Origin of the sequence: Peribacillus sp. NPDC097675, from assembly GCF_050277655.1 — a bacterium.
Lineage (GTDB): Bacteria > Bacillota > Bacilli > Bacillales > DSM-1321 > Peribacillus.
In genome coordinates, this window is the sequence record NZ_JBNNSK010000004.1 from 67,647 (window position 1) to 93,474 (window position 25,828).

Genomic DNA, 25,828 nt, shown 5'->3' on the forward strand with positions numbered 1-25,828 from the left:
TCTCCAGCATATGAACACATAGATCATGGCTACCGTAATAAAACAGACAAGGTAATACATCAACATCTCATTCGTCATCATAATTTGAAAAACGTCTTCCCAGCTCGTATCCTACAGAAATATTTTGTATGGAGTTTCTACACCATAAGAAATCGGAACCGGCCGATCTTTATATGCATAATAGGAATGGCTTGTGACTTCTTTTGTCAGGTACACAGTTCCGTTCGCTCGCTTCTCAAAGCTGAGTGCTAAAAAATAATTCAATCCATCTAGGAGATGTATAAATGGATAATCTCTCTACATTAATGGGGACAGGTAACTGGTTAGGCATTCTTTCTACGATATTATTCATCCTTGGCTTTTATTTCACCCTTACTTTCTTCCAAAGCTTAAAGTCAGGGGATGAGCGCATTATCAGACAGTATAAATTAGCGGCCGTTATTTCCTTAGCCCTTGGATTGTTGGTTCCTGCACTTTATAATCTGTATTTGGTAAACGAAATGATGCCATGACGTGGCAACTAAAGCTTAAAGTGCAATGCACTTCAAGCTTTTTTCGTTCTCTAGTTCTTTTACCATCACATAAGCCTTATTCATTCTCCCTCTTCTTGCATTTCAATCCTGCAAAAAGCCTGTATAAATCCATTCCAATCTTCATCAAAAACCCTAAATTCCTATGTTTCCAAAAAATATCTTTAATTCATACTATTTTTCGCTGGTAAAAAAGTAATAAATGATGTATCATACTCCTAGTATTTATTATTCAGAGTAGATTAATAGGAATTGGAGAGGATTAAAATGATTGGTTATGTTTTCTTGAATATCGCCATAATGATTGTCCTATTGGGCGTTCTGTTTTATATGAACAAAAAACATATTTCCTTTACAAAAAGGGTGTTCACTGCACTTGGGTTAGGGATTGTGTTCGGTCTGCTGATGCAGTACTTTTATGAACCTGGATCGGTAGCGATTGTCAAATCTGCCGATTGGTTTAGCATCGTAGGTTCTGGTTATGTTAAATTTCTACAAATGATCGTTATGCCACTCGTATTCATTTCGATTTTGTCGGCGTTTACGAGATTGAAACTTACAAGCAATATCGGTAAAATCAGTGTCTTGATCATCGGGATTTTACTTGGTACGACTGCTATTGCGGCAGCCATCGGTATTACATCCGCTACCGTCTTCAATTTAGAAGCCGTTCAAATTGAACAAGGGGACGCGGAAACGAGTCGCGGAGTTGAAATTACGGAAAAAACAGGTTCTATCGAAGATAAAATGTCCATGCCGCAACAAATCATCGAGCTAATCCCAGCCAATCCGTTCCTTGATTTAACGGGTGCTCGTTCGACTTCGACGATTTCTGTGGTTATCTTTGCCGCATTTCTTGGAATCGCCTATCTAGGGGTTAAAAGAAAACAGCCGGAACACGCTGAGTTTTTCTCTAAAATCGTCGATGCCCTGCATAGCATCATTATGCGTGTAGTGACATTGATTTTACGCTTAACTCCTTATGGGATCTTGGCAATCATGACAACTACCGTCGCTACAAGTGACCTTGATGCCATCCTTAAATTGGGTAAATTCGTGGGAGCTTCTTACGTAGCCCTTATCGTGATGTTCTTGATTCATCTGCTATTACTGACGATTGCAGGATTGAATCCAATCACCTATTTCAGAAAAGCATTCCCTGTCTTATCGTTCGCTTTCACAGCTAGGTCAAGTGCAGGTGCATTACCAATGAACATCCAAACGCAAAAGCAACTAGGTGTCTCTGAAGGGATTGCCAACTTTGCCGGATCATTCGGGTTATCCATCGGACAAAATGGTTGTGCCGGTATCTATCCAGCCATGCTGGCCGTCATGATTGCACCGACAGTCGGAATCGATCCGCTATCTCCATCCTTTATCGCCACATTGATCTTGATTGTGGCCATCAGTTCGTTTGGAGTGGCAGGTGTCGGTGGTGGTGCAACATTCGCAGCCATCCTCGTCCTTTCTGCAATGGACTTACCGGTAGCATTGGCAGGACTATTGATCTCGGTTGAACCATTGATCGACATGGGTAGAACCGCCTTGAATGTTAGCGGAAGCATGACTTCAGGTGTGCTGACTAGTAAAATTACGCACGACCTGGATAAAGAACAATATAACGAAACATCTGTAAAACTAGATACTGAAATGTAATTCCTTAACCCCCATCTCAGCAACGAGATGGGGGTTTTGTTTTTCCGTTAACCTTTTTAAAAGAAAATTCACTTTCTAGAGAAGAAAAGTTATATAATAATTGTTAGATAATGGATACGGAGGTTGAGTATGAAAAAAAGTTCCTCAATCATCATTGCGGTGGCCATCATAATAGGTTTCACGATCCTCGGTTTATTTCTAAGAGTTGCATTAGAAGATGATTCAAAGGGAATAAACCATGAAGATCGATATGAACTAGTGCCCGTAAATGATAATAATATGGTCATCTTTGATAAGAAGTCCGGGGATTACTGGAATAAATTCATTCCGAGTGAAGAAGGCCCTACAGATTGGAAAAAAGGTTATTCTCCCATTAAACATAGTGACCATTAGAATAAGTAAATTGGACCATCTCATTTTGAGGTGGTTTTTTAGTATGCAGCACTCTCCCCTCACTCCTACAAAAACAAATTGATCGACCTTCCGCACCTTCATTTTCTCGATACCTCGACTCTCTTGTCTGTAATTGTATGATAATGTCGGTAGTTTAAATTTTCTAAAAACATAACTTACTTTATTTTCCATGTTATATTATTAAAGTAAAAAATCCAAAAGAAATGTAAGGTGAGCAAACTGACAATAGAAGTTTTAATTTTGCACTATATTCAAGAGACACGCCAAAAGCCTTTTCATGCAGATGAGTTATTAGATTATATTCAAAAAGAATACTTAAGTGGAAATTTATCAATTCTCCAATACAAAGACCTTTGCAAAGAATTATATAGGCGAGGCGCAAAAAAACAACTTCATTTAGGATAACTCCCCCGATAGCTTGCATACTACCAAAAAAGGACTGCCCTTATGAGACAGTCCTTACTATTTTTTATAGGTCGCTATTTTTCATTCTTTTTTTCAAACGTTCTGCCCGAAAGTGGTGCGCCTGAAAACCCTTTCTACCGCTGAACATATACTGGGCCGCAGCATATACACCGCAAGCAACAAGGATACCCGCCAAAGCATCCAAAATGGCATGCTGTTTCGTGAATAAAGTGGATAGGATAATAAGCGCTCCCATAACCGTCACACTCATGTACTCCCACTTGTGATCCTCTTTCCTGTTATAAACGATAATCATCATGATAAACGTCGTCATTACATGGATACTCGGCAAACAGTTGACCGGCTGATCATGCATGTAGATGAAACGAATCAGATTAGCAAAGATATCATCCCCCGTCACTATTGGACGTGGCACTGTCGTTTGCCAAAAAATATACACAACAAAGCAAATCAGTTTCCCTGTTACTAAACTACTTATCGCAACGAAATATTGCTTTCGATCGACAAAGCAATAATAAATCAGCAAACCATATATAAATGGATACCAAAGTAAATAGGGGAAAATAAATTCCTTGATAAAGGGAATTCCATCATCTATCTTCGTCGTGACTTCAACTACATCACTCGGTATTTGGTTAATGACTGAGTAAATGACACTAGTAACGACAAACAATAATAAATAACTCAATGGGTAAAGATTTTTCATGGTTTTTTTCATAGCTTACTCCGTTTTTATATATTAGTATTTTTATAACAGGTTTTTACCCTGATCCATCCTATATGAACCATTTCTTAATTCCTACCGTTTTTAAAGCTATGATTAGGTTAAAATCTTTATTCTTGGCGGACAAAACCCTATCCAAGAAAAAGTTTTAAGAAGACAACTTAAAAAAAGGTATGTAACCCCTACTCTAACCACGATATAACAATCATTAAAACCCCAATAACCGCTACGACAACCGGTCCTACGACAAACAATCCGAATAATAACGATAAAATGGCATCCATAAAGGTACGTCCGGGGCCTACTTTCTCTTTTCTTTCGGCAAGTAATAAGTCTTCAAGAGATGCAACCTTTTGTTTAAGTTCCTGTAACTCCTGAATAACTTTTGTATCTTGATCCAAACCCCCAACTCCCTACCTCATTTTCTGTCGTTAATTATATCACGCACACCCATCAAAAGTATTAAATGATTAAAAAACACTCACATATTTTACCTGGTAAAATAGGAAAATAGTAATCTATAGATTTCAAATAATTCAGGAAATGTTACAATAATAAAGTTGAGTTCCATCAATCTATAGAAATTGTGGGGTACTATACATTTTATGAGAACATTAGGATTACTGAGAGGCTTCAACTTTTTATACTTTGGTTTACTTGCCATTTTCATTCCTTTTCTACCAGTCTATCTAGACGATCAGGGACTGTCACCAGGCCAAATCGGCTTTATCATTGGGACAGGAGGGTTTGTGACGTTGATTACCCAGCCTTTATGGGGCATGATCAGTGACAAGACGAAGACGATTCGTAAAGTCCTGTTGCTGTTGATTCTTTTCTCAAGCATCCTCGGTTATTTTCTATACGATTCGGGAAGCTATCTTCTATTGATTCTATTTGCAATGCTATTATATTTCTTCCTGATGCCGATTGACCCACTGACGGAAAGCCTCAATTTTACGATTGCTGAATCGAATGGAATCAGTTATGGATCTATCCGTACATATGGCGCGTTAGGGTATGCTGTCATCTCACTGATCACGGGGTATGTGATGTCCCATTTCGGTGCGAACAGTCTGGCATGGCTCTTTTCTGGTATTGGTTTTATCGGTTTTGTGATCATCTGGATGATGCCAGACGCACCCGTCTCTGGAAAGCCCGTTACGATGAAAACACTCAAGCACTTTTTTAGCAATAAAGAGACCCTACTATTCCTGTTACTGGTCTTCATTTGTGCCGTCCCAGCCAGGATGAACGATACGTTCCTAGGTGTGTACATTCGAGAACTGGGAGGAAGCACCACACTTGTAGGCCTCACTTGGTTCTTGGCAGCCGGTAGCGAAATTGTCGTGTTCGCACTAAGCTTCTGGTGGCTTCGGAAGGGTAAGGAAATCATCATCATCTCCTTCGCGGCCGCATTTTTCTTTATCCGGTATTTCGTCTCGGCCTGGCTGACCGATCCGCACCTGTTAGCTTACTTGCAGATCATGCAACTGTTGACATTCCCTATTTTCTACTCGGCTGCCATACAGTATCTGTACCGGATCGTGCCGGCAGAATGGCGTGCCACAGGGCAGACGATATTGGCCTTGCTGTTCTTTGGAGTTTCGGGAATCCTTGCTTCTTATATAGGGGGAGCTATATACGGAGCGTTTGGAGGGAAAGTCCTTTATCTTTCGATTTCTTCCATCTCATTCGTCGGAATGGTGTTCGCACTGATTCTTTACCGGATTTATGGGAAGAAGGAGATTATGGTGAAAGCAGAATAAGGCACGAAAAAGTCGACTCCTGTTACAGGAATTCGACTTTTTTGTTTTATTAAAATTACCTACTCCTTCACTTAGTAAAGCCATTCACAAAAAGGCCCACCGTGTCTAGCTCATCTTCGGTTAAATTGCGGTTTAGCTTTATGGCCAACTCTTGCTCCATCAATTCTTGGTTCCCCTGATGTTTGCCGACAAGATTGGCACAATCCTTAAATAACTTGAACTCCTGCTCCATCTCCTGTTTCGTGCATGGCTGATCATGATGGGAAAGGATATACGTTTCGGCATGATAGGCTTCGATCTTCTCAACAAGCTTCAATGCCTTTTCAGCCGTGTAATTCCATTTATCCGCATAGAGGTTGGCATACAGGCAATCGCCCAATATTAAGGTCTTTTCCTCAGGTACATACACAATACAAGAATCAGCGGCATGATCCCCACCTACGTGTTCTACGATGCATGTTATATCCCCCAAATCAATGGTTAGCGACTTTTCAAAAACAATATCAGGAAGCTTCAGGGAAATGTCCCTTTCTGTACCGAACTCCAACTTGATGGCGTCGGCACAAAATGGAATCTCGATCCCTTCCTTTACCCGCTGATCAAGGGAATGATCATCCCAGGAAAGCGGCTGCATCTCTTTAATGTTCCTGTACGTTCCCTTCTCGCATATCACAGGAATATCGACAGTTTCCAGCCCAAATACATGGTCCCAATGTGAATGGGTAAGAACAAGCATGTCCCCGCTCAGATTGGCCTTCAGCAATTCATCATGAAACAGTTGCGCATGTGAAACGGAATTACCCGCGTCAATGACGAGTGTTTTCTTTGTTCCGGAAACAGCAGTTAGAATCGGGCGATCGGTTTCCTCTACTCTCGTCAGATAGACGATATGTTTCGATACAGGTTGTAAAGTTTGCATGGTTCACTTCTCCTTTGGCCCGATGGACAGTCTTCAATCAATCAGTATAGATAAAGTATAGCAAATTATAGGACCATAGTTATAAGGTAATATAAAAATTTCGTAGGCCCTATCCACTTTCAGGAAATTTGTGGTACAGTAAATAATAATTTTATCAGAATAATCAAAATAAATTTGGTGGTGTTAACATGGAAAACTTTTATGTATTTATCATGATGTGCATTCTTCTCATACTATTACCCGGTCCCGATACGGCGATCGCAACTAAGAACACCTTTTTGGTCGGGAAAACGGGAGGTCTACAAACGATGTTTGGTACGTGTTGTGCCCTTCTCATTCATACAACGGCCGCTGTTTTAGGGCTATCAGCGATTATCGTTAAATCCTCCTTATTATTTTCCATTTTTAAATATGCTGGTGCCGTGTACTTAATTTATCTAGGAATTAAGACATTATGGGGTTTGAGGAATAGGGAAGTGGCAGCAACGGATGAAATGCCGGCCGAGTATAAATACGAAAACAAGTCTTGCTTTAAACAGGGGTTCCTGACCAATTTGCTCAATCCGAAAGTGGCCGTGTTCTTTCTTACATTTCTACCACAGTTCGTGAATCCTGGACATGATACATTCCTGCCATTTCTATTGATGGGGGCTACTTACACCATTTTGACTGCACTATGGTTCTTCTTCTACATCTACTTGCTTAACCAGATCAGTGCTTTCATGAAAAAACCGCGGACCCAAATGGTTTTTGAAGGAATTACGGGTACAATCCTGATCGGTTTTGGGCTAAGGTTAGCTCTGGAGAAAGCTCATAATTGATGTAAAGGGTTGGCTAATTAGAGGCAAAGGCAGCAATCACAAGATTGCTGCCTTTTCATTTGCTTCAAGCCACATGCCGGTCTCGTCCGGACATCATGCCAAATATCATGAGCAATACAGATATGAGGATGAGTGCAGTTAGCGGAATGGTCCACTCTTGAGCCAAATCAAACAAGAATCCAATGAATATCGGCCCAACGGCGGCAAGTAGGTACCCAGTTGATTGGGCCATTCCGGATAGCTCGGCGGCTTGACTCGCATTCCGAGCGCGAATGCCGATATAACTTAGTGCGAGTGGAAAATTCCCTCCCAGTGCGATTCCAATTAACGTGATACTGACAATCAGAATGGAAAAAGAAGAACCAAGCCATAACCCTGTATATCCGATGATTGAGCATAATCCCAGCCCAAAAGCTAGCCAAACCTGAGATTTAAGTCGTGTAGCAATTACAGGAATGAAGAAACTGGATGGCAGCCCAACCAATTGGGTGAACGAAAGTAACCATCCAGCAGTCTCCCTGCTTAGTCCATGATTAATTAAGACTTCAGGTAACCACGCAATCGTCACATAAAATAAAAAAGATTGAAATCCCATGTATAAGGCGATTTGCCAAGCAAGTGGGGAACGCCAGATTTTCGTTGCACTTAAACTGACACTTCTTATTGGGTTTCCTTTGCCCTCATTCAACCTGAGAAGGTATATCCAAACCACGATGGCCAGTATCGATGGAATCCCCCAGACGATTAATCCCCCTTGCCAACCAAGGTTCAACCCAATTGCTAGTGGAACGCTCAGCCCGGAAGCAAGAGAAGCAATCAACCCCATGGAAGTGGAATATACGCTGGTCATCAGACCGAATTTCTGCGGGAATTTATCCTTGATGATGACTGGTAAAAGAACATTTCCGATGGATATTCCCATCCCCACAAGAATGGTCCCCAGAAATAGGAATATCGTTATCGAAAGTGACCGAATGCATATCCCAATTAACAGAACGAACAACCCGAGCAATAAAGTCTTCTCATTCGTCAACCGATTGGCGATTTTCGGAACGATAGGCGACATGATGGCAAACGTAATTAACGGAAAACTCATCAACAAGCCTGCACTCCAATGGGAAAGCCCAAGGTCTGCCTGAATCACGCCAACTAATGGTCCGACCGAAGTGATGGCTGGACGCAAATTGAAGGCAACAAGGACGATGCCCAACGTGAAAAAAAATAAAAATAATGAGTTCTTTTGAACAGCTACCTTTTGTTGCTCCATTCAATATATCCTCCTAAAACGAATGAAATTTCTAATGATATTACAATAGAATATCACAATCGAAATGGAAGAAGTTTAATGGAGTTACTTTTTATAGAAAATAAATCAAACCAATGCTCTCCAAAATATCGCTATTTTTGAAAGGGTATTTAATAAGATAGCCTTATACGACTTGTCCTTTTTCTCATCTTTTGGTGTCTCTATCTTCTCTTTATTATCCGCAACAAGTGTGCTGCTACTGATTTTGTTATCTATGGCCTCTGTCAGCTGTTGTGCGAAATCCTCGCTATCAATGACGACCATCGAGTCTGTACTTAAAAATGATGATCGTGGATCCAGGTTGAAGGAACCAACTGCACTGATCCGTTGATCATAGACGACCGATTTGGCATGTAAGGAGTAGTGATCCGCATATTCATAAAGTCGTACACCAGTCTGTACGATATCTTCTCTCGTATCCAAGTAGCCAGAAAAGGCAAAAACATTGGGAGTGGATTTTACGGAATTCGTGAGCATTGTCCAATCGGCAGCCGAATTCATGTTATCTGGTACATACTTCTTCATCTCTTTTGTAGGTATCACATACGGACACTGCATCAAGACGGACTGTTCTGCTTCCGTTCCTAAATCAATAAGCGATTGCCAGACAACAGGTTGTTTCTTGAACCGTCCGATTGGATTTCGGATAAAGCTCACTCGTTTTGTGGGAGTCGTTATTGCACTCCATTTAATCGAAGGGGTAACAAAATTCTCATTGGCTTTAATGGCCTTGTTATATTGACTGGATAACTTTTTCTTTTCCTCTTCCCCTTTTGCAACCTGTCTTTTTGAAAGGTCAGAGAAAGGATTGCTCGTATAGGGATGATGCCATAATTCATCTATATACTCTTTCATTTGAGCGTTTGCACTTTCTTCTCCTTGGTCTTCATTGAAGATGATGACATCCCGATCATGAACAAAGTTCTTTGGTGGTTTTTTTGCTAAATATTTATCGGCTATATTTCGTCCACCAATAATACCCAGCCTGCCATCTGCCAGCATGATTTTATCATGAAGCCTGTTGTTCCATGTCCATGGCTGGAATATCTTAAACGATTCATAATACCTTAATTCAATATTATCGTGCGACGCCAAAGCATAACGGACATCACTCATTTTAAAGCGAAGGCCATGACAAATCCCATCCACAAGGATTCGGACCTTGACACCACGATCAGCTGCTTCGATAAGGGCACCCAGAATGAGCTCTGTTGATTTACCTTTTGCGATAGAATAATAGGCAATATCAATGGATTCTTCCGCTTCCTGAATCATTTGGATGCGAGCACGTCCTGACTCGTAACCATCTTCAAGCAACAGAACCCGATCTGAAGAATTTCCCCTCCCCATAAATTCACTCACATCATTAGTTGGCATATCCCCTTTTTTCTCCAACGGAAAATAGAACAGAACAACCGCTGTAGCCAATGCATAAAGGACATATAAGAGACATACAAGTAGTGCTCCTATCACGATTTTTTTTGCCATTGAATTCCTTGCCTCCTTCCTCCCACTTTCCTCATACTATTTGTATAAAGGAAAAACTCTATACAAGGGAGTTCTTTGGTTGCCTGTTACCCCGCACAATCTCTTGAATTCTTTAATATTCTGCTTTTGCCTTTTTCGAAATCAAATGGAAAATATGAGTCGAGGAGTCTTGTGTAAAGGGGTAACGTAAAAAAAGGTTCCTCTCAGTGGATACCACTTCGAGACAACCTTGAGGAGGATTATATGTTTTAAGTTATTTTTCCTACGGGGTAGTAGTAGAGAGTAAAATAGTTGCTGCTACACCTCCAGCAAATGCTCCACCACCAGTGGTGATTCTGACTGTTATTAAATCACACTGCTCCACTGCAAAATCAGCGGCTGCAAATGCACAACAATTCGGGGTTACCGCTGAATTCGGCCCCGTTATTGAGGCAATGATACCCGTTGCTTCAGGAGTACCAAAACCACAATTCGTGCTTATAAATATCTCAGCGGATGCTATGTTTCCGGTTCCTAAAGCATTATCACGGATATTTAAGACCAAACCTGTAATGGTGGCATCCTGAGGAACAACTAATGTGTTTCGTACAAAACTTGCTGAAGAAGTACCTAAACTAAGAAAATCCAGATTTCCAATGGATTGATCTGTTTCAAGGAAAACTGTCATTCCACCTGGACCAGTCGCTCCAATGGACACATCTTGTCTGTTCACCTTAATCTCTACTTTTTATTCAACAAACGCTATCCCGTTATTAGCCTTATTTCAAACAGATGCTCATAAAATTTTTCAAACAATCAAAGGATATAACTTATTGATAGGAATTTATAATTGATTAATATAACCTTCACAAAGATCCCTTATGATAAGTCGAAAAGGAGTGATTAGATTGGGGAAAGTAATTGGTTTTATTGGGAGTCTGCTTTTGCTTGTAGGAACCATGGGCATGGTCCCTACAAGTTATACCTATGCCGAGGAGCTATCGCACTTCAACAAAAAACTAGTGGATGTACAGGTATTATCCTTCAATATCCACCATGCCGTCGGAATTGACGGAGTTTTGGACATGGAACGGATTGCGAACACGATTGAATTGGGGAATGCAGAGATTATAGGGTTACAGGAGGTGGACAAGCATTGGTCGGGACGGAGTCATTTCGAAAACCAGACAAAATGGTTGGCTGAACGCTTGGACATGCATTATACATATGCAGCCAACTTGGACCGTGATCCTCTTAATGCAAGAGAGCATCGTCGTCAATATGGCACAGCCATCTTAAGTAAGTACCCCATTATTTCTGCACAAAATCATTTGTTGTCGAAGGTTGGGAATACCGAACAGCGGGGATTACTAGAGGCTAAAATTAATGTAAAAGGCAATCTTCTCGAAGTTTATAATACACACCTTTCCTTAACAACGGAAGAACGTCAACTACAAATGGATGAGATTGTCGCTATCTCCCATGACGTAAAAGGACCGAAAGTCATCATGGGAGATTTGAATACAACACCTGAAAGTAATGAGATGCAGCTACTTTTATCTAATTTTCATGATAGCTTTGCTCATCTTATCCATGCATTCACATACTACGCTGATGATGGAACGCCCAAAAGAATTGATTACATTCTGACATCCAAAGGGATAAAAACATCAAATGTAAAAGTGATTTCTTCTTTAGCTTCTGACCATCTTCCATTGACCGCTACCCTAACTTTCTTTTCTCCTGAATTTTAGAAAAATGAAATGACTACCCGCCCACTTTAATACTCAACTTTCAGGGGAGTCGAGTTCATTTTTTAAAAAGAATATACTTTATGTTTAACCCTAATCGCTTTATATTATGGAAACAAAAGGTATACTAAGAGAGAAAGAATAACGGAAAGGAGTGACTAGTTTGCGAAGAGGTCTCTCTTTTGGACGGTTGTTTTCCAAAAAGAAAGCATTGGATGTGAAGGTTATGTCCTTCAATATTCACCATGGAGTCGGCATTGATGGGATTCTGGATATGGAACGGATTGCGAGAATAGTAGAAGTTGAGGGCGCTGAAATAATTGGACTACAAGAAGTGGACAACCAATGGTCGGAACGAAGTGATTTCGAAGATCAAGCAGAATGGTTGGCCCAGCGCCTTAACATGCATTATATATATATGGCTAACATCGATCGTGCTCCTTTCAAGACTGGGAAAAACCGTCGACAGTATGGAGCGGCCATTTTAAGTGCCTATCCAATTGTCCATGCGCAAAATTACCTATTAACGAAAATTGGGGAATCTGAGCAACGCGGACTATTGGAGATCGTTATTGATATTAAAGGTTATAAAATTAACGTATACAATACTCACCTTGCCTTAACTGCTAATGAACGCCATATTCAACTGAATGAAATCATTCAGATATCTCATGCAAAAAAAGGTCCTAAGGTATTGATGGGTGACTTCAATACAACGCCTCAGAGTAAAGAGTTGCTTTCTATTTCCTCTCATTATAATGACGCTTTCGCCGATCAAAACGAAGCATATACGTACGATGCGGAGGGCATTCCCAAAAGAATTGATTACATTTTCACTTCGAAAGAGATAAAGACATCACAGGCAAAGGTCATCTATACCCCTGGCTCTGACCACTATCCTATTATTGTCACGCTAACATTAAATTAATTACTCGCCTTTTCAACTATTGAGGGCGAGTTTTTATGTACCATGAAACTCTTTCTAAAAGCATTCCTTAATAAGTAAGAAACGTATATAACGCATAAAATAACATCAAAATCTGTACGACAACAAAAGCACATTTACAGCCTTAATAGGATCTCAAAAGAGGTGCCTTATTTCTAAAATGAAAGTTAAATAAATTCAAAATACATATTACCCAGGAAACTTTATAACCCTCCCCCTGCCAAATGGATTATTTTTCAAAAAATATTGTGTCTAACTTGTGAACAAGTATGAAATAGCTTAATATATATATAAAAGAGGGAGGAATTTCCATGATTAAGCAACCGTCAAAAGTAAGCGTTTTCAACTATGGTTTTGCTTTAGGTGTCTCGGAAGTGTTTTTCTTAACAAGCTTTTACCTTAGCATTCTTGATGTATCTTACTTCGCTGTAGCTTTACCGTTCTCTGCTGTATTTCTCTTAGTCTCCTTGTACTTTTTTATCCGTACAGATAAAGTCGCAAAGACTTTACACAAACAACGGGTAGAAAGGGAAGCCGTCTATTCTTTTTATCATAAGTCATTCGGAATTTTCCTAATCATAATCGCCGCTTTGATTTGCATCGCACTTGCCTATTTACCTTTCATACAACAAGGAGGGCACTTCTACATCCTGTATTGCGTACCGATGGCCATCTTATGCTTGGTTCCTTGCATAGCATCTTATAAAGGGATGAAATTGTCCAAACTCAACATTGACAAGGTTTCACCTCATATTGATATGAACTAATGATGAATTCAATTTCATTTAGCTTACACTTTAAAAAGAGAGATGTGGATGGGTACTGTTCTTTTACAAACCATGTAATGAGCAGGCCCATCCCCTAACATTTACAGGTACAGTCGTCGCACATCCTCATACTTACCGTTAGCTGCTTTACAAAACCCCAAACTTCTTTCCAACGTTACTAGAATATACATGTGCATTTTCCAACCTTTTTACTTCATGCTTTTTCCTTTTCACTTACATATTCAAAGAAGCCCAGACTATTACCCCAGGGATCACTAAACGGTCCCCACTTCACTGGAACCTCCTCTCTTGAATAAATCTCAAAAAACTCTACTCCAAGTTCTTCAATAACTCTTTCTCGCTCTTTTTCCATACTATCTACCCCTATACGTAACGGTCCACTTCCTTCTGATGGCGTTCCTTCCGCTACCTGCAGCCAACTCCCTGGAATGAGTTCCCACTCCACGAAACCTTCATGAGGAATAAAGTCAGGTTTACGTTTCAAAAAAGATTCATACCAACGACGTCCTCTTTCTATATCGGCAACTCGAATTTGTACCGTCATTTCATATATCATTGATTCGCCTCCTTGAATAATTATTATCTACTTGCTATTCATGTTCTCCATTTACTTCCACACATTTAGTTCATTACGCCTTTCCCACCCTTTATTTTCAAGGTGTTGATCCTCTCCATTCCAGTAATCATTGGTTTTGCACGTTTTATTAATGTCTGTGTAGCTTCAAGTGTTAAAGAGTCTTGATGTGCCTTTTCGTTGCTCCATACTTCATGTACGTATACAGTGTGTAGCTCATCTTCAGAAACACTTACGAGATATATTTCGCATTCCTCTAGATTCCTCATCGATTCTGCTGCTTCTAATAAAATATCCACCACGTTATCTCGTTCCCCTTCTCGCACGATGAATTTGCCATACAAACCGAATTTACTCATATAATCCTCTCCATTTCCCATAATAACTACTCTAATCTTCTACAGCCAAGTACCATTATCCTTTGTTACTATTTGAATTTTCCGTCTATTTTGAGCAAAAAAAAGCATGACCATAGCCTAACTCGAAAAGGAGTTCGCTATGCTCATGCTTTTTTTATTATGATGATTGTTTTTCTTTTTGAACTCGCTTTTCCTCTGCAGGCCAAGCACGTTTAATGAACAATGTTAAAACTAGCGCCAAACCGGCAATGAAGGTTGAAACAAGGAAAGAGAAGTTAATGCCATCTAACATGGCTTGCATCCCAATTTGTTCCTGTGTTTTTGCCATCCATTCAGCTGTAGGTTGGCTTGTCAATTTACTCATGGCTGCAGTCATAAGATCCTTACCAGTTGATTCCGCTCTGTTAGACATGACCGTAACAAGCAATGCTGTTCCGATTGCACCTGAAACTTGGTTCAGCGTGTTATTCATCGCAGTACCATGTGGATTCATACGAGCTGGTAACGAGTTTAGACCATTTGTCATGATTGGCATCATCGCCATAGACATCCCTAGCATCCGTACAGAATAAAGAACCATAATATTTCCGTATGTTGTTTCCATGGACAACTGACTAAAGAAATAGGTAGTAACCACCGTGATTAGCAAACCTAGAGCCGCAAGAACGCGTGCTCCAAACTTATCAAAAAGCTTACCTGTAATTGGCGACATGAGTGCCATGATGATTGCACCAGGAAGCATCAATAGGCCTGAATCAAACGGTGAAATGCCACGAAGTGTTTGGATATACATCGGCATCAAAATCATGGCCGAGAACATTGCCATGTTCAACACAATGGAGATGGTCGCTGATAAGGCAAACATCGGATGTGCGAAAATCCTGAATTCAAGCATCGGTGTTTCCATTTTAAGTTGGCGTACAATGAATAGAATCAGTGAAACAGCACCGACTGCTAATGATCCATACACCCAAGGACTATCCCAGCCTTTACTACCCGCTGAACTGAATCCGTAAAGTAATCCGCCGAAACCTAAACTAGATAAAAGGACTGAAAGGATATCGATTTTAATATCCATTTTTTCTTTCTTGTCTTTCAGTTTGAAGAAGCCAAGAACCAGTACAAGGATTGCCAATGGAGTGATAACGTGGAAAAGCATTCTCCAGTTATAGTGTTCCACAATCCATCCTGATAACGTTGGTCCGATAGCAGGGGCAAACATCATGACTAATCCGAACAACCCCATTGCCGATCCACGCTTTTCAACAGGGAATGACGTTAAAAGAACGTTCATCAATAATGGCATCATGATGGCTGAACCAGCTGCCTGAACCATCCGTGCTCCTAATAAAAGTGGGAATACATGTGCAGCACCTGCAACAATGGTTCCGATTGAGAATAGGAGCATCGCTGTCAAGAACAGGTTCCGTACCGAGTATTTTCTTATTAGGAAGGCAGTTGTCGGAATCATGATTCCGTTCACCAGCATATATCCTGTTGCCAACCATTGGACGGTTGCTGTCTCGATTTCAAGGTCTCTTGATATTGATGGTAGTGCAATATTCAAAAGAGTCGAGTTAAGTATCGATATGAATGCCCCAATCATTAGGATGGCTAATATGCCATAAGGGGGCTTCTTTTCTATTGTCTGAGTAGTACTCACTTTTTATCTATTCCTCCATTCAAACTATTGGTTCATTTTCTTATACGGTAAGTCTAACTTTCTGCATAAAATATATAATATACTCCTCGTTCAGATTTTGCAATAAAAATTTATTACGGTATTATTGGGTTTGTGCTGTTATTGAAAATAGTATACGATTACATTTATACAGGCATTATAATGAAATAAGGGTGATCTGATGAATGAACGCAAGCAAAATGTCATCGAAACAGCTCATAAGTTGTTTATCGAAAAAGGCTATCAAGCGACTTCCATCCAAGATATATTAGATGGCAGTGGCATTTCCAAAGGTACATTTTATAATTATTTCCCTTCTAAGGGCGAATTATTTATGGCTATTTTCGGTTCCTTCTATAAAAAAGTCCGCTTCGAACGTGAAGAACTATTAATTGGACAAGATGTAGCCGATATTGAAATATTCATTAAACAGCTAGAGATTCAAATGATGGCGAATAAACAAAGTAAATTACTCATATTAATTGAGGAAGTCCGAGTATCCAACGATGAGGAATTAAAGGAATTCATCAAACGTATACAACTAGTAAGTGTTCGTTGGATGTTAGGTCGTTTTCTCGATATATTTGGGGAAAGTAAAAAACCCTATTTATTAGATCTCACTATTCTCTTCAACGGTATGATGGCCCATATGAGTTATTTTAGTTTTCAAGCCAAAGATGTCGCAGTATCAGAAATCAAAATCATCCGCTACTGCATGAATCGAATCGTCGACTTAGTCAATGGAGTATCCCAATGCGGAGAGCGAATCCTTGATCCAGAATTAATCGATACTTGGCTACCAACTTTTAAAAACAATATGCATCAATGTCATAATGACTTGATGAAATCCTCCTTGGCTCTAAAAAAGGCTACACACCGTTCCCTTCCTTGTCGAGAAGATCAGACGAAAGCAAATGAACTAATTGACTTCATTCAAGAGGAATTAATGTCCAGTAAACCTCGAGTATTTTTGATAGAGAGCTTATTACAGGTCATTAAGACCCAATATGCCGTCAATATCGAACAAGACATGAACCTTTTTGAAGAGAATATCAACATTTGTCTAAGCCTATTGGAAAAAGAAATATAAAGGATAATATCTTGATAAAAGACCTTTGTAAAAAAGTAGTCACCCCTTCTACTTCTTTAAAATAATCGGAACTAATTACCTTCTGAAACGTAGAGTTACCTAAGACGAATAAGGGGTGGGATGAATGCTAAAGTTATTCATGATTATTGGTGTGGTAGGAATCTGCCTTTCAGGAATATTCATAGGTGCCTGGACTACCGGAGCTGAGCAAAGAGCTAATTTCCATTCGGAAACAAGGGAACATCGACAGTTCAGAACAAAAATTTCATTGTATACTGGGATTTTAGGTGCACTGTCATTAGGCATTGCAGGGTTGATATGGTACTTCTAGCAGAAAACCAAAACAAAAAGAAGGCCGCCATAGGTGACCTTCTTTTTCGTTTCATTCGGCCCATTTCTCATCATCGGAAATCTGTTCTTTCTTCTTCAAATCAAAGGATTCATACTCATCATGAAAACAAAAATAAGAAGGCAATTCAATCGCTTCTCCATTCGCTTTTTCCCAACACTCTGCAAACCACTTTGTGATTGCCTGCTTCTCTAATGTATCCAGCTCTTCAGCGTTCTGATCATAAAAATTCCAAAAGTCATCTGTTTCGTTACCTAAGACGATGGAAAATGGTACATCTTCTACAATTCCCATGCTACCTGAAAAAATGTTGGAATCCTTTCCCTCATAAAAGACCTCATTAGCTCCTCTATCCATGGAAAACATCGTGATGGATAAATGAAAGTCATTCCGTTCAGCCATAAAATCCAAAAGCTCGACTTCAGAGAAAAAATTATAGGTTTGTACCTCTTTAAGCTTTTCAATCAATGCATCCGAATTCGCCTCAAGGTTCCCTTCAACGGACTTTATATAGTCCGCTGCCGTATAACTCGATTGAACTTCCTTCTTGGAATCTTCTATCTCTGTTTCTTCTATAATATTGTCTGCAGTATCGACTGCCTCTGACTTAGTATGATTCACCAGGTCACAACCACCCAACAAAACAGCACCCAATAACACGATCATGAACTTTTTCAAAAACTACCCCTCATCTCTTAGTTGCCCATTACTCATTCAAGATTCCTATTATAGCAAAAAATTACTATTTTACCAAACATGTTCGGAACAAAGAAATAGAATGATGTATCAAACAGTTTTAAAAAATTACTTATTAGTAAAATATAACCACAATCTTATTGATTTCAGTAAAAAATACCCATTTATTAAGAATTTTTCCACGTGTTACCATATAAACAACGTGACTATTATCACCATTCCAATAAGCTTAAGGGGCTGAAAGTATTGTCCTATCTAACAGACTTACAATCCGAATTAACCTTGAAGAAACAACAAGTCGAAAAGTTAAAAACCTGCAAAAACGAATTAGACAGTCTACAAGGAGAGTTTTTTCAAAATGAAAGATTAGTGACGGACCCACACCTATCATCTAAAACATGGCATGGAACGCTAGCCACCGATTTTACGGATGTTCGTGAAAGTCTTGAATTGGCCTATAAAGATCTATCTCAATCTCAGATGAATGCAGCGATAACGGCCATCGAAAATAAAATAATGAGTCTTCAATCAGAGATTACTTCATTAGAAACCAGGATTACGGCTGAAATCGAACGACATGCTAGAGAAGAAGAAAAACGAAGACAAGAAAAGCTACGAAAGGATTGAATGGTTTGAGTCAAGAAATAAAAGTGAATGGTGAAGATGTAAAAACAGCCATCTCGAAAATGGATCGTACAATGGAAACCTTCAAAACGAAATTGCTGGAAGATTTCGCAGCCGGGAATGAATTAGACGTTGTTAAAAAAATCAATGAACTAAACCATCAATTAGAAGCGATAGGCCAAACCTATGAAGAAATCTTAAAAGCTAATAATCAATCCGTACGAACGGCCATACAAGAAATAGAAAAGGTTGACCAACAGCTTTCAACTTCTATAAACGCTCATTAGAATATGGAGGATACAATGAGGACACTTCATTCTCAATCTTTACATAGTGGAATAGATGGATTACTAAGCAAAGTAAAAGCCCAAAGGAAACAGGCTAATGAACTGGAGAAGGTCATTCATGAATTTTCCAATCTCAATGATTCCTTAAAAGGAAAAGGTGGTTCAGCGATACGCGCCTTTTATCAAGATTGGCATATCCCTTTCCTATCATTCTATGACTCTTCTCTTAAAAACTATGAAGCCGTCCTGACGACTCTTAAAGAGGCTTCTACTGAATTGGAGTCTGATTCAAACGGTTTTATCCGCCAAAGTTTTCTTGAAGGTGAACTCACGACAGGTTTAAAGAATGCACAAAATGTAACCATTGACTTAGTGGATGAAACCAACACCACCCTGGATCAGATAAATGATATCGTTGCCATCGAAAAGCTCAATGACCAGACATTTCTCACCCATTATCAAAGAGCTAAGTCCAGAATAAAGAAAACGATTGATAATTTAGGTACATTTGATACAAGCCAAACAAAGGAGCTAGCATCCGTAGAGGATGACATACAGTTGATGAACAACTATCTCGCTGAAATTCAAGGTGTATTCAGTAGCGGAAACTTCAGCATACAATATTATGATGGTAATCAATTAAAGGATAAGCCGGCATTTTCAGAAGTAGAAAAGCAAGTAGCTTCAAGAGATATGATGACATTTGGACAAATGCTTACCTCTCCTTTTGCATATATTAACGGGAAAATGAGTTTTGGCGATAATTTCCTAGTAGGATATCAAGCGGCTTCCTCTATATCTACCATTTTTTTGTCGAAAAAATTAAGTATTCATTACTTTGGAAGCAAACCGACACTATGGCAAAAACTAAAAGGAAATTATGAGTTTTCCGTCAAAGCAGATCCATCTTGGACATCAAAAGGTAAACATAGCTCGAAAGTTTCGAAATGGCTCTTGGACTTATCCAGATCCACACCTACTAACCCAGTGATGCAGAAACTACAGAAATTTGCTGCTTCTTACACAAGTCCTTCGCATATGTTAAAACATCTGGCTGGTTTCCCGAAAAACTCAAATCGGTTGACAGGTGAATATTTAGTTAAGGGAACAACTGAAAGAATCAAATCCAATGGTACAACAGGTCTCTTAAGTAAAGCAGTAGGAGCTAGAGGATTAACATCCGTAGCAAAAAGAATTCCATTGGTCGGAACTCCAATATCTGCCATTTCAAATCTTGGTGAATTTAGCAATCCAGAGAACTCCAATAAATCATATGCAGAAAAGACAGGACGATTCTTATTCGGATTTGGAGCAGATATGGCTGCCATTGGTGGTGGTGCACAAATAGGAGCTACAATAGGTAGTATCGGTGGTCCTGTTGGAATTGTAGTAGGTGGAGCGGTAGGAGGCTTAGTTGGCGGTGTAGTGAGCTCTACTTTTGGTAATCAAATCAAAGATGTTGGCGAAAAAGTCGGAGAAGTTGCTGATAAAATTATCAATAAATCAGGTAAAGTAATTGATAATATTGGTAGTAATATTAAAAATTCAATTTCCAGTTGGTTTAATTAACAATTAGTACAAAAAAGGTAAATATTTTCATTTTATCTTTCACGAGAAAAGTCACCATTCTAACACGTTTTATAATAGCAAGGGAAAGAGGAATATCATGGTAGACGATATAATTCAAGGCATCAGGATTTTTATAACATGTATACTCTCAACACAATTTGCATTTGGCTGTACTATTTTCTTATTCGAAAGTGCGATGATCAACTATTATGCTATGGGAACTTATGAGAGACCCAGTACCCCATATCAAAAATTCGTGAATTTTTTCATGTTCACTTTAATTGGTACTGGATTTCACATTTATCTTAAACTCAGGAAATACAATTGGTTTGTTAGGAAACTTCTATTCCTAATAGCTCTTCTTTTACAAGGAATTGCTTCCGTGATTATTTATAAAATCATTTATGGGACGTTGAAAGCTATTTTTCTATAGTTTTAGAAAGAGGAGAAAATGTCATCAGGAACTTCGGAAATAATCAGCAATTTAATTGGATACTTACTCTCCATTCAACTTATGTTTGGTTTTTTAATCTTTTTATTAGAAAGTACTATGATAAATTATTATGCTCTAGCCACCTATGAAAAACCTAATAATTCCTTCCATAAGTTCGCAAACCTTTTCTTGTTTGTTACCGTCGGTACCGGTTATCATATTTACCTTAAACTTAGAAATTATAAATGGTTTGTTCGAAAGTTTTTATTTCTTATTGCCCTTGTTTTACAAGCAATGGTGTCCGTTATTATTTATATAGCCGTGCTTCGTACTCTAGAAGCAATAATTCTTATATAAATATATTTCATTACACTATTTATGGGATAGCATGTGATTTCCTATACACTTACTTTTAAAGTTTGTATAGTAAACCTCCTAAGTTCAGGAGGTAACAACTGGTTTATTTTTTATACCTTTTATATATTTCAGAAAGAGGAGAACCATGATATATAGCATAATAGAAGGTATAAGACTTTTATTATTATGTATTCTTATAACGCAATTTGCCTACAGTCTCTCAATTTTTTTATTAGAAAGAGCGATGATTAATTTTTACACTATAGGGACTTACGAAGAACCTTCTACTCTTTTTCAAAAGTCCATTAATTTTATTATGTTCACTTTAACCGGGATTGGATACAACCTTTACCTTAAAATCAGCAAATACAATTGGGTTATTCGGAAGTTTTTATTCTTAATAGCCCTTATTTCACAAGGAATTGCTTCTATCATTATTTATAAAATCATTTATGGAGTATTGAAAGCTATTTTTCTATAAGGGATTACATTCCATTTTTTTGAAAGAGGACAATAATGACATACAGCATAATTGAATGGATAGGAATTTTATTACTATATCTCCTCTCAATCCAATGGGAATCTAGCTTTGTAATCTTCTTATTCGAAAACACTATAATCAGCTACTATTATCATTTAGGAACGTATGAGCAACCTAGTAACCTTTATGAGAAAACCGTGAACTTTTGCATGTATGCCATGATGGGTGCAGGCTTTTATATTTATCTCAGACTACGTAAATACAATTGGTTTGTTCGAAAATTTTTCTTCCTTATTGCTCTATTTATCCAAGCTGTTACTTCTGTGATTATATATAAAATCCTATATGGGATAGTGAAAGCTATCTTTATATAACTTATCAAAAAGCGGATACATACCCATAATTCTTAAAAGGACGTGACATAATGAATCATTTGTTAACCTGTACGACTGAAGAGTTAGCCTTGATGGTGAGTGTTGCCGGTCATCATGAGATTGCAAAAGGGATTGCGGAAACGGCTATTGGGGATAAGTCCGAAAAAGAGTGGTTGGCTATTCTTGAAGTGACGAAAAACCAATTGATGATGAAAAACATGTGGAGTGAGGAGCAAGAAGCTCGAGACGAAGTACCATTAACGCAAGAAACTCAGCGTTTCATCGAGAAGTATATTGGCTCAAAACGAATGATTCGCTGCTCGAATTTCCCTCAAAAGTCCGTTTTAATGCTACATCACTTTGAAGGGGATGAATGGCTTTTCCACTTAATCGATCGAGATATCATTCATGAATTCACGACCATCCCCTCTTCTGAAATCCAGGTGATTATTAGAGATTATTATGGAATCCCCTTTGACAAATATGAGGGTGAAGAAGCTTTCTCTCTGACCGAGCAAGGTTTTGATTGGTTAAGTAATCCTAAAAAAATTGATAAAGTACGCAAGAAGTCCAAGTTTACTCAGCATGAAGAAGACAGTTTCTACTTATTCTCTAATGACCTGCGCACTTACGAATGGACTTTGTTCAACATTTCCAATTTCAGTATAACTAGTTATGAAGAAGAAACATACTTAGAGAACATTCTATTCTTTTTACCTTCTGATCGTGGAATATGGCTTGCAGAATATACGGAAGATACCAAAACCCCTGTACATATCCATTTGGCCAACGATGCTGAATGGGAAGACACTTTAGCTGGTATTGGTGACTTGGCTGCCTACCAGGGACAATCAATATAAAGGAAGTTAATAGATGTATAAAGCGAAGGGCCCTTCAATAGAGAATGGCCTTTCGTTTTGAAAAGAGGCAGATTTTGTGCACGACATTATTCAAGGTATACGAATTTTATTATTATATTCACTACTAACCCAACTTGGATATGGTTTTACCATCTTTTTATTGGAAAGTACAATGACCAGGTTTTATTCTTTAGCCAACTATGAAAAACCTAGCAGTCCTTATCAAAAATTTATCACCTTGTTCATGTTCCTTCTCGTTGGTTCCGGTTACTATATTTATCTAAGACTCAGAAAATACAATTGGTTTGTTAGGAAAGTTCTATTCCTAATAGCTCTTGTTTTACAAGGAATTGCTTCTGTAATTATTTATTACACCATTTATGGGGCATTAAAAGCTATATTTCTATAATTTATCACAAAGTAGTTTAAGCTATCCATAGCATAAGATTTGGCCGCCTATCTTGAACAATCAAATATAGAAAAACGAAGGACCAATTCAATAGAGGATTGGTCTTCGTTATAAAGAAATATTAAAATGCCTGATTCATAAGCCCAATCTAACAAAGACTCTTCAATTCATTGGTTAATCTGATAAATTCTTTTTTATCACGGATTACCAACGAATGATCGATTTCTTTTTCGATTTGATTTTTCCGATAATCATTGAGCGCCTTGATAATTACCATTTCTGCCAACGTTTCCATCATCTCGGGTTCTAGTGGTGTAATAGGCAATTGCTTCTCCATACGAAACCAACTCCTTCACCTTTTTTCTATTATATTGAACAACTTGAAAAGTAGTATTCATTCTTTATATTTTCCCTAAAATATGAACCGTTTCCCTCTCCCTTCTCTTACTCTCATGATTAACTGGATTGGGCTATTCTATACATGAAAATACGAAAAAACCCTACCCTTCTATTATTAAATAGGAAGAGTAAGATTTTATTATATGTGCTATTTTCCCCTGACTTTTAGTATTCCCCAAGATAGCAAACAATTGGTCCTACTATAATTTTATCAGGTTTGTTCCTGTTTCAACTTCTTCCACCGGGAATATATATCCAAACACGACATTAATAGAATCAACCATAGGAAAGGACTATCAATTGTAATTCCCGCAGTGGACTGTCCTCCCAGTATGGTCAGCAAAGCTAGTAATGAGAGAAAATAAATGAGGGATAAAATTTGCGACTTAAGTTTCTCTTTATGATTGGCGGATTTTATCCTATCAAATAGAAAACTTATGATAAACAAGCCAAAAATAACCCATAGCAAAATATCATTGGGAATTGAACGTGCAAGCGATAGATTCGGGAAATAATCGTTCACGATTAACAGTGTAAAAATAATAAGCGTGATCACTTGTAAAGACTTCATTTTGTTCCTCACTTTTTTGCAAATTCATAAAGCTCCTATTAACTATCCCGGTTATCCATTTTCTTATTAATGACGCGCAATTCATCTTCAATTCGATTGAGTCTACTGTCTATATTCGTTTGATTATGGCTTTTGTCTGAATTCTTAAGTAACTTCCTAATAAATGCAGAAAATGATAGGAAGAATAAAGCAATAAGTGCAAATACGATGATAATTAAAATGATTCCCGGTATCCCAATATTACTCATTAAAACAGCTCCTTTTATAAACCATTTTATCCCATATGAGTTAAAAAATCATACTTTTTTCAAAAGGAAGGCTCTCTGCTTCCATAATTTCTATAATTCGACGTTCGTGCAATTAATTCAACGTTCAGCATCATTAATTCAACATTCGTAGCAATAATTCAACATTCCCCCCACAAACAAAGCCGATAGCATTTGCCGCTATCGGCCGTAATACCTTGCCTGAACTGGTTGTTAGTGAGCTGTGCCGGAAGTCAACGAAGCGGGGAAATTTATAGGAAATCATTTGATAAGAAAACTAATGACCTTAAAATAGGATCAATCCCACCAACCGACCCACTCCGTAACCAACCAATATAATTAAGAAACCTCCCATAATGTAATAAGACGCCCGCATAAACTGGTCCTGTTCATTTATTTTTGTAAGTAGCTTCCTCATTAACTTATTCATAGTAAATCCCCCTATGCCCTCAACTCTTTTTTTTTTACTTCATATAAAAAGAACAATTGGAAATTATTGATATTTAATTTTATCATAAATTGCACTCAGCGTTTACTGTTATAAATCACTAACATAAAGGATATATGAAAATGAAGACTGGACTGATCATCTGGTCTATTAGATAAATTCTAAGTAACTTCTCTTGTATTAATCCTAGAAGCTAGCAAATACATTCCTTATATAAATGATCCCTCAATAAAGCACCGTGAATGCATTATTCATCCACGTGCTCTTCTTTATCCTTTGAGCTGGCTCTGGAATCCTTCTCGCAAACGTTCCGGCAGCTCGATTATGGTTTCGTTCAGTGTATCCAGCTTTGTTTCGATACGATGAAGCAAATACAGGGTTACGATGATAGGAAACCCGATATCGCTGACAAACGGCAGGATTTGGTCCACTTTTGTTCACCTCGCTTCTGATAGTTTCTTACGAAAGAGCAGGCTCACCGCTTCTG

General features: G+C 38.4%; 31 protein-coding genes. 15 read left to right on the plus strand and 16 right to left on the minus strand.

All coding sequences use genetic code 11. From position 1 onward, the window contains the following. Positions 1-111: 111 nt before the first annotated feature. Complete coding sequence (locus ACQKL5_RS07550) at positions 112-264, minus strand: hypothetical protein (RefSeq protein WP_427607657.1); 153 nt, start codon at positions 262-264, stop codon at positions 112-114. Between the two features lie 20 nt (positions 265-284). On the opposite strand from ACQKL5_RS07550, the gene ACQKL5_RS07555 reads away from it, so the two are divergent. The 4 genes from ACQKL5_RS07555 (at position 285) to yppF (ending at position 3,005) form a co-directional block, all read left to right on the plus strand. Next, positions 285-512, plus strand: coding sequence for a hypothetical protein (locus tag ACQKL5_RS07555; protein ID WP_427607659.1), 228 nt, complete (start codon positions 285-287; stop codon positions 510-512). 285 nt (positions 513-797) lie between these two features. Further along, positions 798-2,186: an L-cystine transporter gene (locus tag ACQKL5_RS07560; protein WP_427607660.1), complete on the plus strand. Its 1,389-nt coding sequence runs from the start codon at positions 798-800 to the stop codon at positions 2,184-2,186. A 129-nt stretch (positions 2,187-2,315) separates the two neighbouring features. Further along, positions 2,316-2,579, plus strand: coding sequence for a hypothetical protein (locus tag ACQKL5_RS07565; protein ID WP_427607661.1), 264 nt, complete (start codon positions 2,316-2,318; stop codon positions 2,577-2,579). Between the two features lie 231 nt (positions 2,580-2,810). Beyond that, positions 2,811-3,005: a YppF family protein gene (gene yppF / locus ACQKL5_RS07570; RefSeq protein WP_427607662.1), complete on the plus strand. Its 195-nt coding sequence runs from the start codon at positions 2,811-2,813 to the stop codon at positions 3,003-3,005. 64 nt (positions 3,006-3,069) lie between these two features. Here yppF and ACQKL5_RS07575 read toward each other — a convergent pair whose 3' ends face one another. Next, positions 3,070-3,744 carry a phosphatase PAP2 family protein gene (locus ACQKL5_RS07575; RefSeq protein ID WP_427607663.1) on the minus strand — a complete coding sequence of 225 codons (675 nt, stop codon included), beginning with the start codon at positions 3,742-3,744 and terminating at the stop codon, positions 3,070-3,072. Between the two features lie 188 nt (positions 3,745-3,932). Then, positions 3,933-4,151 carry a hypothetical protein gene (locus ACQKL5_RS07580; RefSeq protein ID WP_427607664.1) on the minus strand — a complete coding sequence of 73 codons (219 nt, stop codon included), beginning with the start codon at positions 4,149-4,151 and terminating at the stop codon, positions 3,933-3,935. A 204-nt stretch (positions 4,152-4,355) separates the two neighbouring features. Here ACQKL5_RS07580 and ACQKL5_RS07585 point away from each other — a divergent pair, with 204 nt between their 5' ends. Continuing rightward, complete coding sequence (locus tag ACQKL5_RS07585; RefSeq protein ID WP_427607665.1) at positions 4,356-5,516, plus strand: MFS transporter; 1,161 nt, start codon at positions 4,356-4,358, stop codon at positions 5,514-5,516. A 67-nt stretch (positions 5,517-5,583) separates the two neighbouring features. On the opposite strand, the gene ACQKL5_RS07590 is transcribed toward ACQKL5_RS07585, so the two are convergent. Beyond that, positions 5,584-6,435 carry an MBL fold metallo-hydrolase gene (locus ACQKL5_RS07590; protein ID WP_427607666.1) on the minus strand — a complete coding sequence of 284 codons (852 nt, stop codon included), beginning with the start codon at positions 6,433-6,435 and terminating at the stop codon, positions 5,584-5,586. 188 nt (positions 6,436-6,623) lie between these two features. On the opposite strand from ACQKL5_RS07590, the gene ACQKL5_RS07595 reads away from it, so the two are divergent. Continuing rightward, on the plus strand, positions 6,624-7,256 hold the full coding sequence (locus tag ACQKL5_RS07595) for a LysE family translocator (protein WP_427607667.1): 633 nt from the start codon (positions 6,624-6,626) through the stop codon (positions 7,254-7,256). Between the two features lie 64 nt (positions 7,257-7,320). Here ACQKL5_RS07595 and ACQKL5_RS07600 read toward each other — a convergent pair whose 3' ends face one another. The 3 genes from ACQKL5_RS07600 to ACQKL5_RS07610 all read right to left on the minus strand — a co-directional run bounded on the left by ACQKL5_RS07600 (position 7,321) and on the right by ACQKL5_RS07610 (position 10,762). After that, positions 7,321-8,523, minus strand: coding sequence for a CynX/NimT family MFS transporter (locus ACQKL5_RS07600; RefSeq protein ID WP_427607668.1), 1,203 nt, complete (start codon positions 8,521-8,523; stop codon positions 7,321-7,323). Between the two features lie 105 nt (positions 8,524-8,628). Then, positions 8,629-10,050, minus strand: coding sequence for a phospholipase D-like domain-containing protein (locus tag ACQKL5_RS07605; protein ID WP_427607669.1), 1,422 nt, complete (start codon positions 10,048-10,050; stop codon positions 8,629-8,631). Between the two features lie 262 nt (positions 10,051-10,312). After that, positions 10,313-10,762 (minus strand): hypothetical protein, encoded by a 450-nt coding sequence (locus ACQKL5_RS07610; protein WP_427607670.1) that lies wholly within the window; start codon positions 10,760-10,762, stop codon positions 10,313-10,315. Between the two features lie 175 nt (positions 10,763-10,937). On the opposite strand from ACQKL5_RS07610, the gene ACQKL5_RS07615 reads away from it, so the two are divergent. The 3 genes from ACQKL5_RS07615 to ACQKL5_RS07625 all read left to right on the plus strand — a co-directional run bounded on the left by ACQKL5_RS07615 (position 10,938) and on the right by ACQKL5_RS07625 (position 13,493). Further along, positions 10,938-11,783 (plus strand): endonuclease/exonuclease/phosphatase family protein, encoded by an 846-nt coding sequence (locus ACQKL5_RS07615; RefSeq protein WP_427607671.1) that lies wholly within the window; start codon positions 10,938-10,940, stop codon positions 11,781-11,783. Positions 11,784-11,934: 151 nt separating this feature from the next. After that, complete coding sequence (locus tag ACQKL5_RS07620; RefSeq protein WP_427607672.1) at positions 11,935-12,708, plus strand: endonuclease/exonuclease/phosphatase family protein; 774 nt, start codon at positions 11,935-11,937, stop codon at positions 12,706-12,708. A gap of 329 nt (positions 12,709-13,037) precedes the next feature. Next, positions 13,038-13,493: a hypothetical protein gene (locus ACQKL5_RS07625; protein WP_427607673.1), complete on the plus strand. Its 456-nt coding sequence runs from the start codon at positions 13,038-13,040 to the stop codon at positions 13,491-13,493. A gap of 214 nt (positions 13,494-13,707) precedes the next feature. Here the strand turns inward: ACQKL5_RS07625 and ACQKL5_RS07630 are convergent, their stop codons facing one another. The 3 genes from ACQKL5_RS07630 to ACQKL5_RS07640 form a co-directional block, all read right to left on the minus strand. Next, a complete protein-coding gene (locus ACQKL5_RS07630) occupies positions 13,708-14,070 on the minus strand; it encodes a VOC family protein (protein ID WP_427607675.1) in 363 nt (120 codons plus the stop codon). A 65-nt stretch (positions 14,071-14,135) separates the two neighbouring features. Next, complete coding sequence (locus tag ACQKL5_RS07635) at positions 14,136-14,447, minus strand: putative quinol monooxygenase (protein WP_427607677.1); 312 nt, start codon at positions 14,445-14,447, stop codon at positions 14,136-14,138. A gap of 157 nt (positions 14,448-14,604) precedes the next feature. Continuing rightward, complete coding sequence (locus tag ACQKL5_RS07640; protein ID WP_427608084.1) at positions 14,605-16,053, minus strand: DHA2 family efflux MFS transporter permease subunit; 1,449 nt, start codon at positions 16,051-16,053, stop codon at positions 14,605-14,607. A gap of 256 nt (positions 16,054-16,309) precedes the next feature. On the opposite strand from ACQKL5_RS07640, the gene ACQKL5_RS07645 reads away from it, so the two are divergent. Beyond that, the gene (locus ACQKL5_RS07645; protein WP_427607678.1) at positions 16,310-17,218 is read left to right on the plus strand and encodes a TetR/AcrR family transcriptional regulator; all 909 of its coding nucleotides are present in this window, start codon (positions 16,310-16,312) and stop codon (positions 17,216-17,218) included. Positions 17,219-17,342: 124 nt separating this feature from the next. Continuing rightward, a complete protein-coding gene (locus ACQKL5_RS07650; RefSeq protein ID WP_427607680.1) occupies positions 17,343-17,549 on the plus strand; it encodes a DUF5316 family protein in 207 nt (68 codons plus the stop codon). A gap of 51 nt (positions 17,550-17,600) precedes the next feature. Here the strand turns inward: ACQKL5_RS07650 and ACQKL5_RS07655 are convergent, their stop codons facing one another. Then, positions 17,601-18,245 (minus strand): hypothetical protein, encoded by a 645-nt coding sequence (locus tag ACQKL5_RS07655; protein WP_427607682.1) that lies wholly within the window; start codon positions 18,243-18,245, stop codon positions 17,601-17,603. A gap of 201 nt (positions 18,246-18,446) precedes the next feature. Between ACQKL5_RS07655 and ACQKL5_RS07660 the strand changes: the two genes are divergently transcribed. The 4 genes from ACQKL5_RS07660 (at position 18,447) to ACQKL5_RS07675 (ending at position 23,248) form a co-directional block, all read left to right on the plus strand. Then, positions 18,447-18,890, plus strand: a complete 444-nt coding sequence (locus tag ACQKL5_RS07660) for a YwqH-like family protein (RefSeq protein ID WP_427607684.1) — start codon at positions 18,447-18,449, stop codon at positions 18,888-18,890. Next, a complete protein-coding gene (locus ACQKL5_RS07665; protein ID WP_427607685.1) occupies positions 18,887-19,174 on the plus strand; it encodes a DUF5344 family protein in 288 nt (95 codons plus the stop codon). The genes ACQKL5_RS07660 and ACQKL5_RS07665 overlap by 4 nt, the downstream gene beginning before the upstream one ends. 15 nt (positions 19,175-19,189) lie before the next feature. After that, entirely contained in the window at positions 19,190-20,743 is a 1,554-nt protein-coding gene (locus tag ACQKL5_RS07670) for a ribonuclease YeeF family protein (protein WP_427607687.1), read from the plus strand. 1,695 nt (positions 20,744-22,438) lie between these two features. Continuing rightward, complete coding sequence (locus ACQKL5_RS07675) at positions 22,439-23,248, plus strand: hypothetical protein (protein ID WP_427607688.1); 810 nt, start codon at positions 22,439-22,441, stop codon at positions 23,246-23,248. A 557-nt stretch (positions 23,249-23,805) separates the two neighbouring features. On the opposite strand, the gene ACQKL5_RS07680 is transcribed toward ACQKL5_RS07675, so the two are convergent. From ACQKL5_RS07680 to ACQKL5_RS07700, 5 genes are all read right to left on the minus strand, one after another. Then, complete coding sequence (locus ACQKL5_RS07680; protein ID WP_427607689.1) at positions 23,806-23,994, minus strand: IDEAL domain-containing protein; 189 nt, start codon at positions 23,992-23,994, stop codon at positions 23,806-23,808. 273 nt (positions 23,995-24,267) lie between these two features. Beyond that, entirely contained in the window at positions 24,268-24,627 is a 360-nt protein-coding gene (locus tag ACQKL5_RS07685) for a hypothetical protein (RefSeq protein ID WP_427607690.1), read from the minus strand. Between the two features lie 38 nt (positions 24,628-24,665). After that, the gene (locus tag ACQKL5_RS07690) at positions 24,666-24,875 is read right to left on the minus strand and encodes a DUF4083 family protein (RefSeq protein ID WP_427607692.1); all 210 of its coding nucleotides are present in this window, start codon (positions 24,873-24,875) and stop codon (positions 24,666-24,668) included. 304 nt (positions 24,876-25,179) lie between these two features. Next, positions 25,180-25,323 (minus strand): hypothetical protein, encoded by a 144-nt coding sequence (locus tag ACQKL5_RS07695; protein WP_427607693.1) that lies wholly within the window; start codon positions 25,321-25,323, stop codon positions 25,180-25,182. Between the two features lie 243 nt (positions 25,324-25,566). Further along, positions 25,567-25,782, minus strand: coding sequence for a hypothetical protein (locus ACQKL5_RS07700; protein WP_427607694.1), 216 nt, complete (start codon positions 25,780-25,782; stop codon positions 25,567-25,569). Between the last annotated feature and the right edge of the window lie 46 nt (positions 25,783-25,828).

Coding starts and splice junctions, on each gene's coding strand:
- ACQKL5_RS07590 (WP_427607666.1), bottom strand. CDS start 6,435: ATGCAAACTTTACAACCTGTATCGAAACATATCGTCTATCTGACGAGA.
- ACQKL5_RS07675 (WP_427607688.1), top strand. CDS start 22,439: ATGAATCATTTGTTAACCTGTACGACTGAAGAGTTAGCCTTGATGGTG.
- ACQKL5_RS07585 (WP_427607665.1), top strand. CDS start 4,356: ATGAGAACATTAGGATTACTGAGAGGCTTCAACTTTTTATACTTTGGT.
- ACQKL5_RS07635 (WP_427607677.1), bottom strand. CDS start 14,447: ATGAGTAAATTCGGTTTGTATGGCAAATTCATCGTGCGAGAAGGGGAA.
- ACQKL5_RS07630 (WP_427607675.1), bottom strand. CDS start 14,070: ATGATATATGAAATGACGGTACAAATTCGAGTTGCCGATATAGAAAGA.
- ACQKL5_RS07695 (WP_427607693.1), bottom strand. CDS start 25,323: ATGAATAAGTTAATGAGGAAGCTACTTACAAAAATAAATGAACAGGAC.
- ACQKL5_RS07650 (WP_427607680.1), top strand. CDS start 17,343: ATGCTAAAGTTATTCATGATTATTGGTGTGGTAGGAATCTGCCTTTCA.
- ACQKL5_RS07680 (WP_427607689.1), bottom strand. CDS start 23,994: ATGGAGAAGCAATTGCCTATTACACCACTAGAACCCGAGATGATGGAA.
- ACQKL5_RS07560 (WP_427607660.1), top strand. CDS start 798: ATGATTGGTTATGTTTTCTTGAATATCGCCATAATGATTGTCCTATTG.
- ACQKL5_RS07645 (WP_427607678.1), top strand. CDS start 16,310: ATGAATGAACGCAAGCAAAATGTCATCGAAACAGCTCATAAGTTGTTT.
- ACQKL5_RS07600 (WP_427607668.1), bottom strand. CDS start 8,523: ATGGAGCAACAAAAGGTAGCTGTTCAAAAGAACTCATTATTTTTATTT.
- ACQKL5_RS07690 (WP_427607692.1), bottom strand. CDS start 24,875: ATGAGTAATATTGGGATACCGGGAATCATTTTAATTATCATCGTATTT.
- ACQKL5_RS07670 (WP_427607687.1), top strand. CDS start 19,190: ATGAGGACACTTCATTCTCAATCTTTACATAGTGGAATAGATGGATTA.
- ACQKL5_RS07605 (WP_427607669.1), bottom strand. CDS start 10,050: ATGGCAAAAAAAATCGTGATAGGAGCACTACTTGTATGTCTCTTATAT.
- ACQKL5_RS07625 (WP_427607673.1), top strand. CDS start 13,038: ATGATTAAGCAACCGTCAAAAGTAAGCGTTTTCAACTATGGTTTTGCT.
- ACQKL5_RS07555 (WP_427607659.1), top strand. CDS start 285: ATGGATAATCTCTCTACATTAATGGGGACAGGTAACTGGTTAGGCATT.
- ACQKL5_RS07575 (WP_427607663.1), bottom strand. CDS start 3,744: ATGAAAAAAACCATGAAAAATCTTTACCCATTGAGTTATTTATTATTG.
- ACQKL5_RS07595 (WP_427607667.1), top strand. CDS start 6,624: ATGGAAAACTTTTATGTATTTATCATGATGTGCATTCTTCTCATACTA.
- ACQKL5_RS07685 (WP_427607690.1), bottom strand. CDS start 24,627: ATGAAGTCTTTACAAGTGATCACGCTTATTATTTTTACACTGTTAATC.
- ACQKL5_RS07565 (WP_427607661.1), top strand. CDS start 2,316: ATGAAAAAAAGTTCCTCAATCATCATTGCGGTGGCCATCATAATAGGT.
- ACQKL5_RS07640 (WP_427608084.1), bottom strand. CDS start 16,053: ATGATTGGGGCATTCATATCGATACTTAACTCGACTCTTTTGAATATT.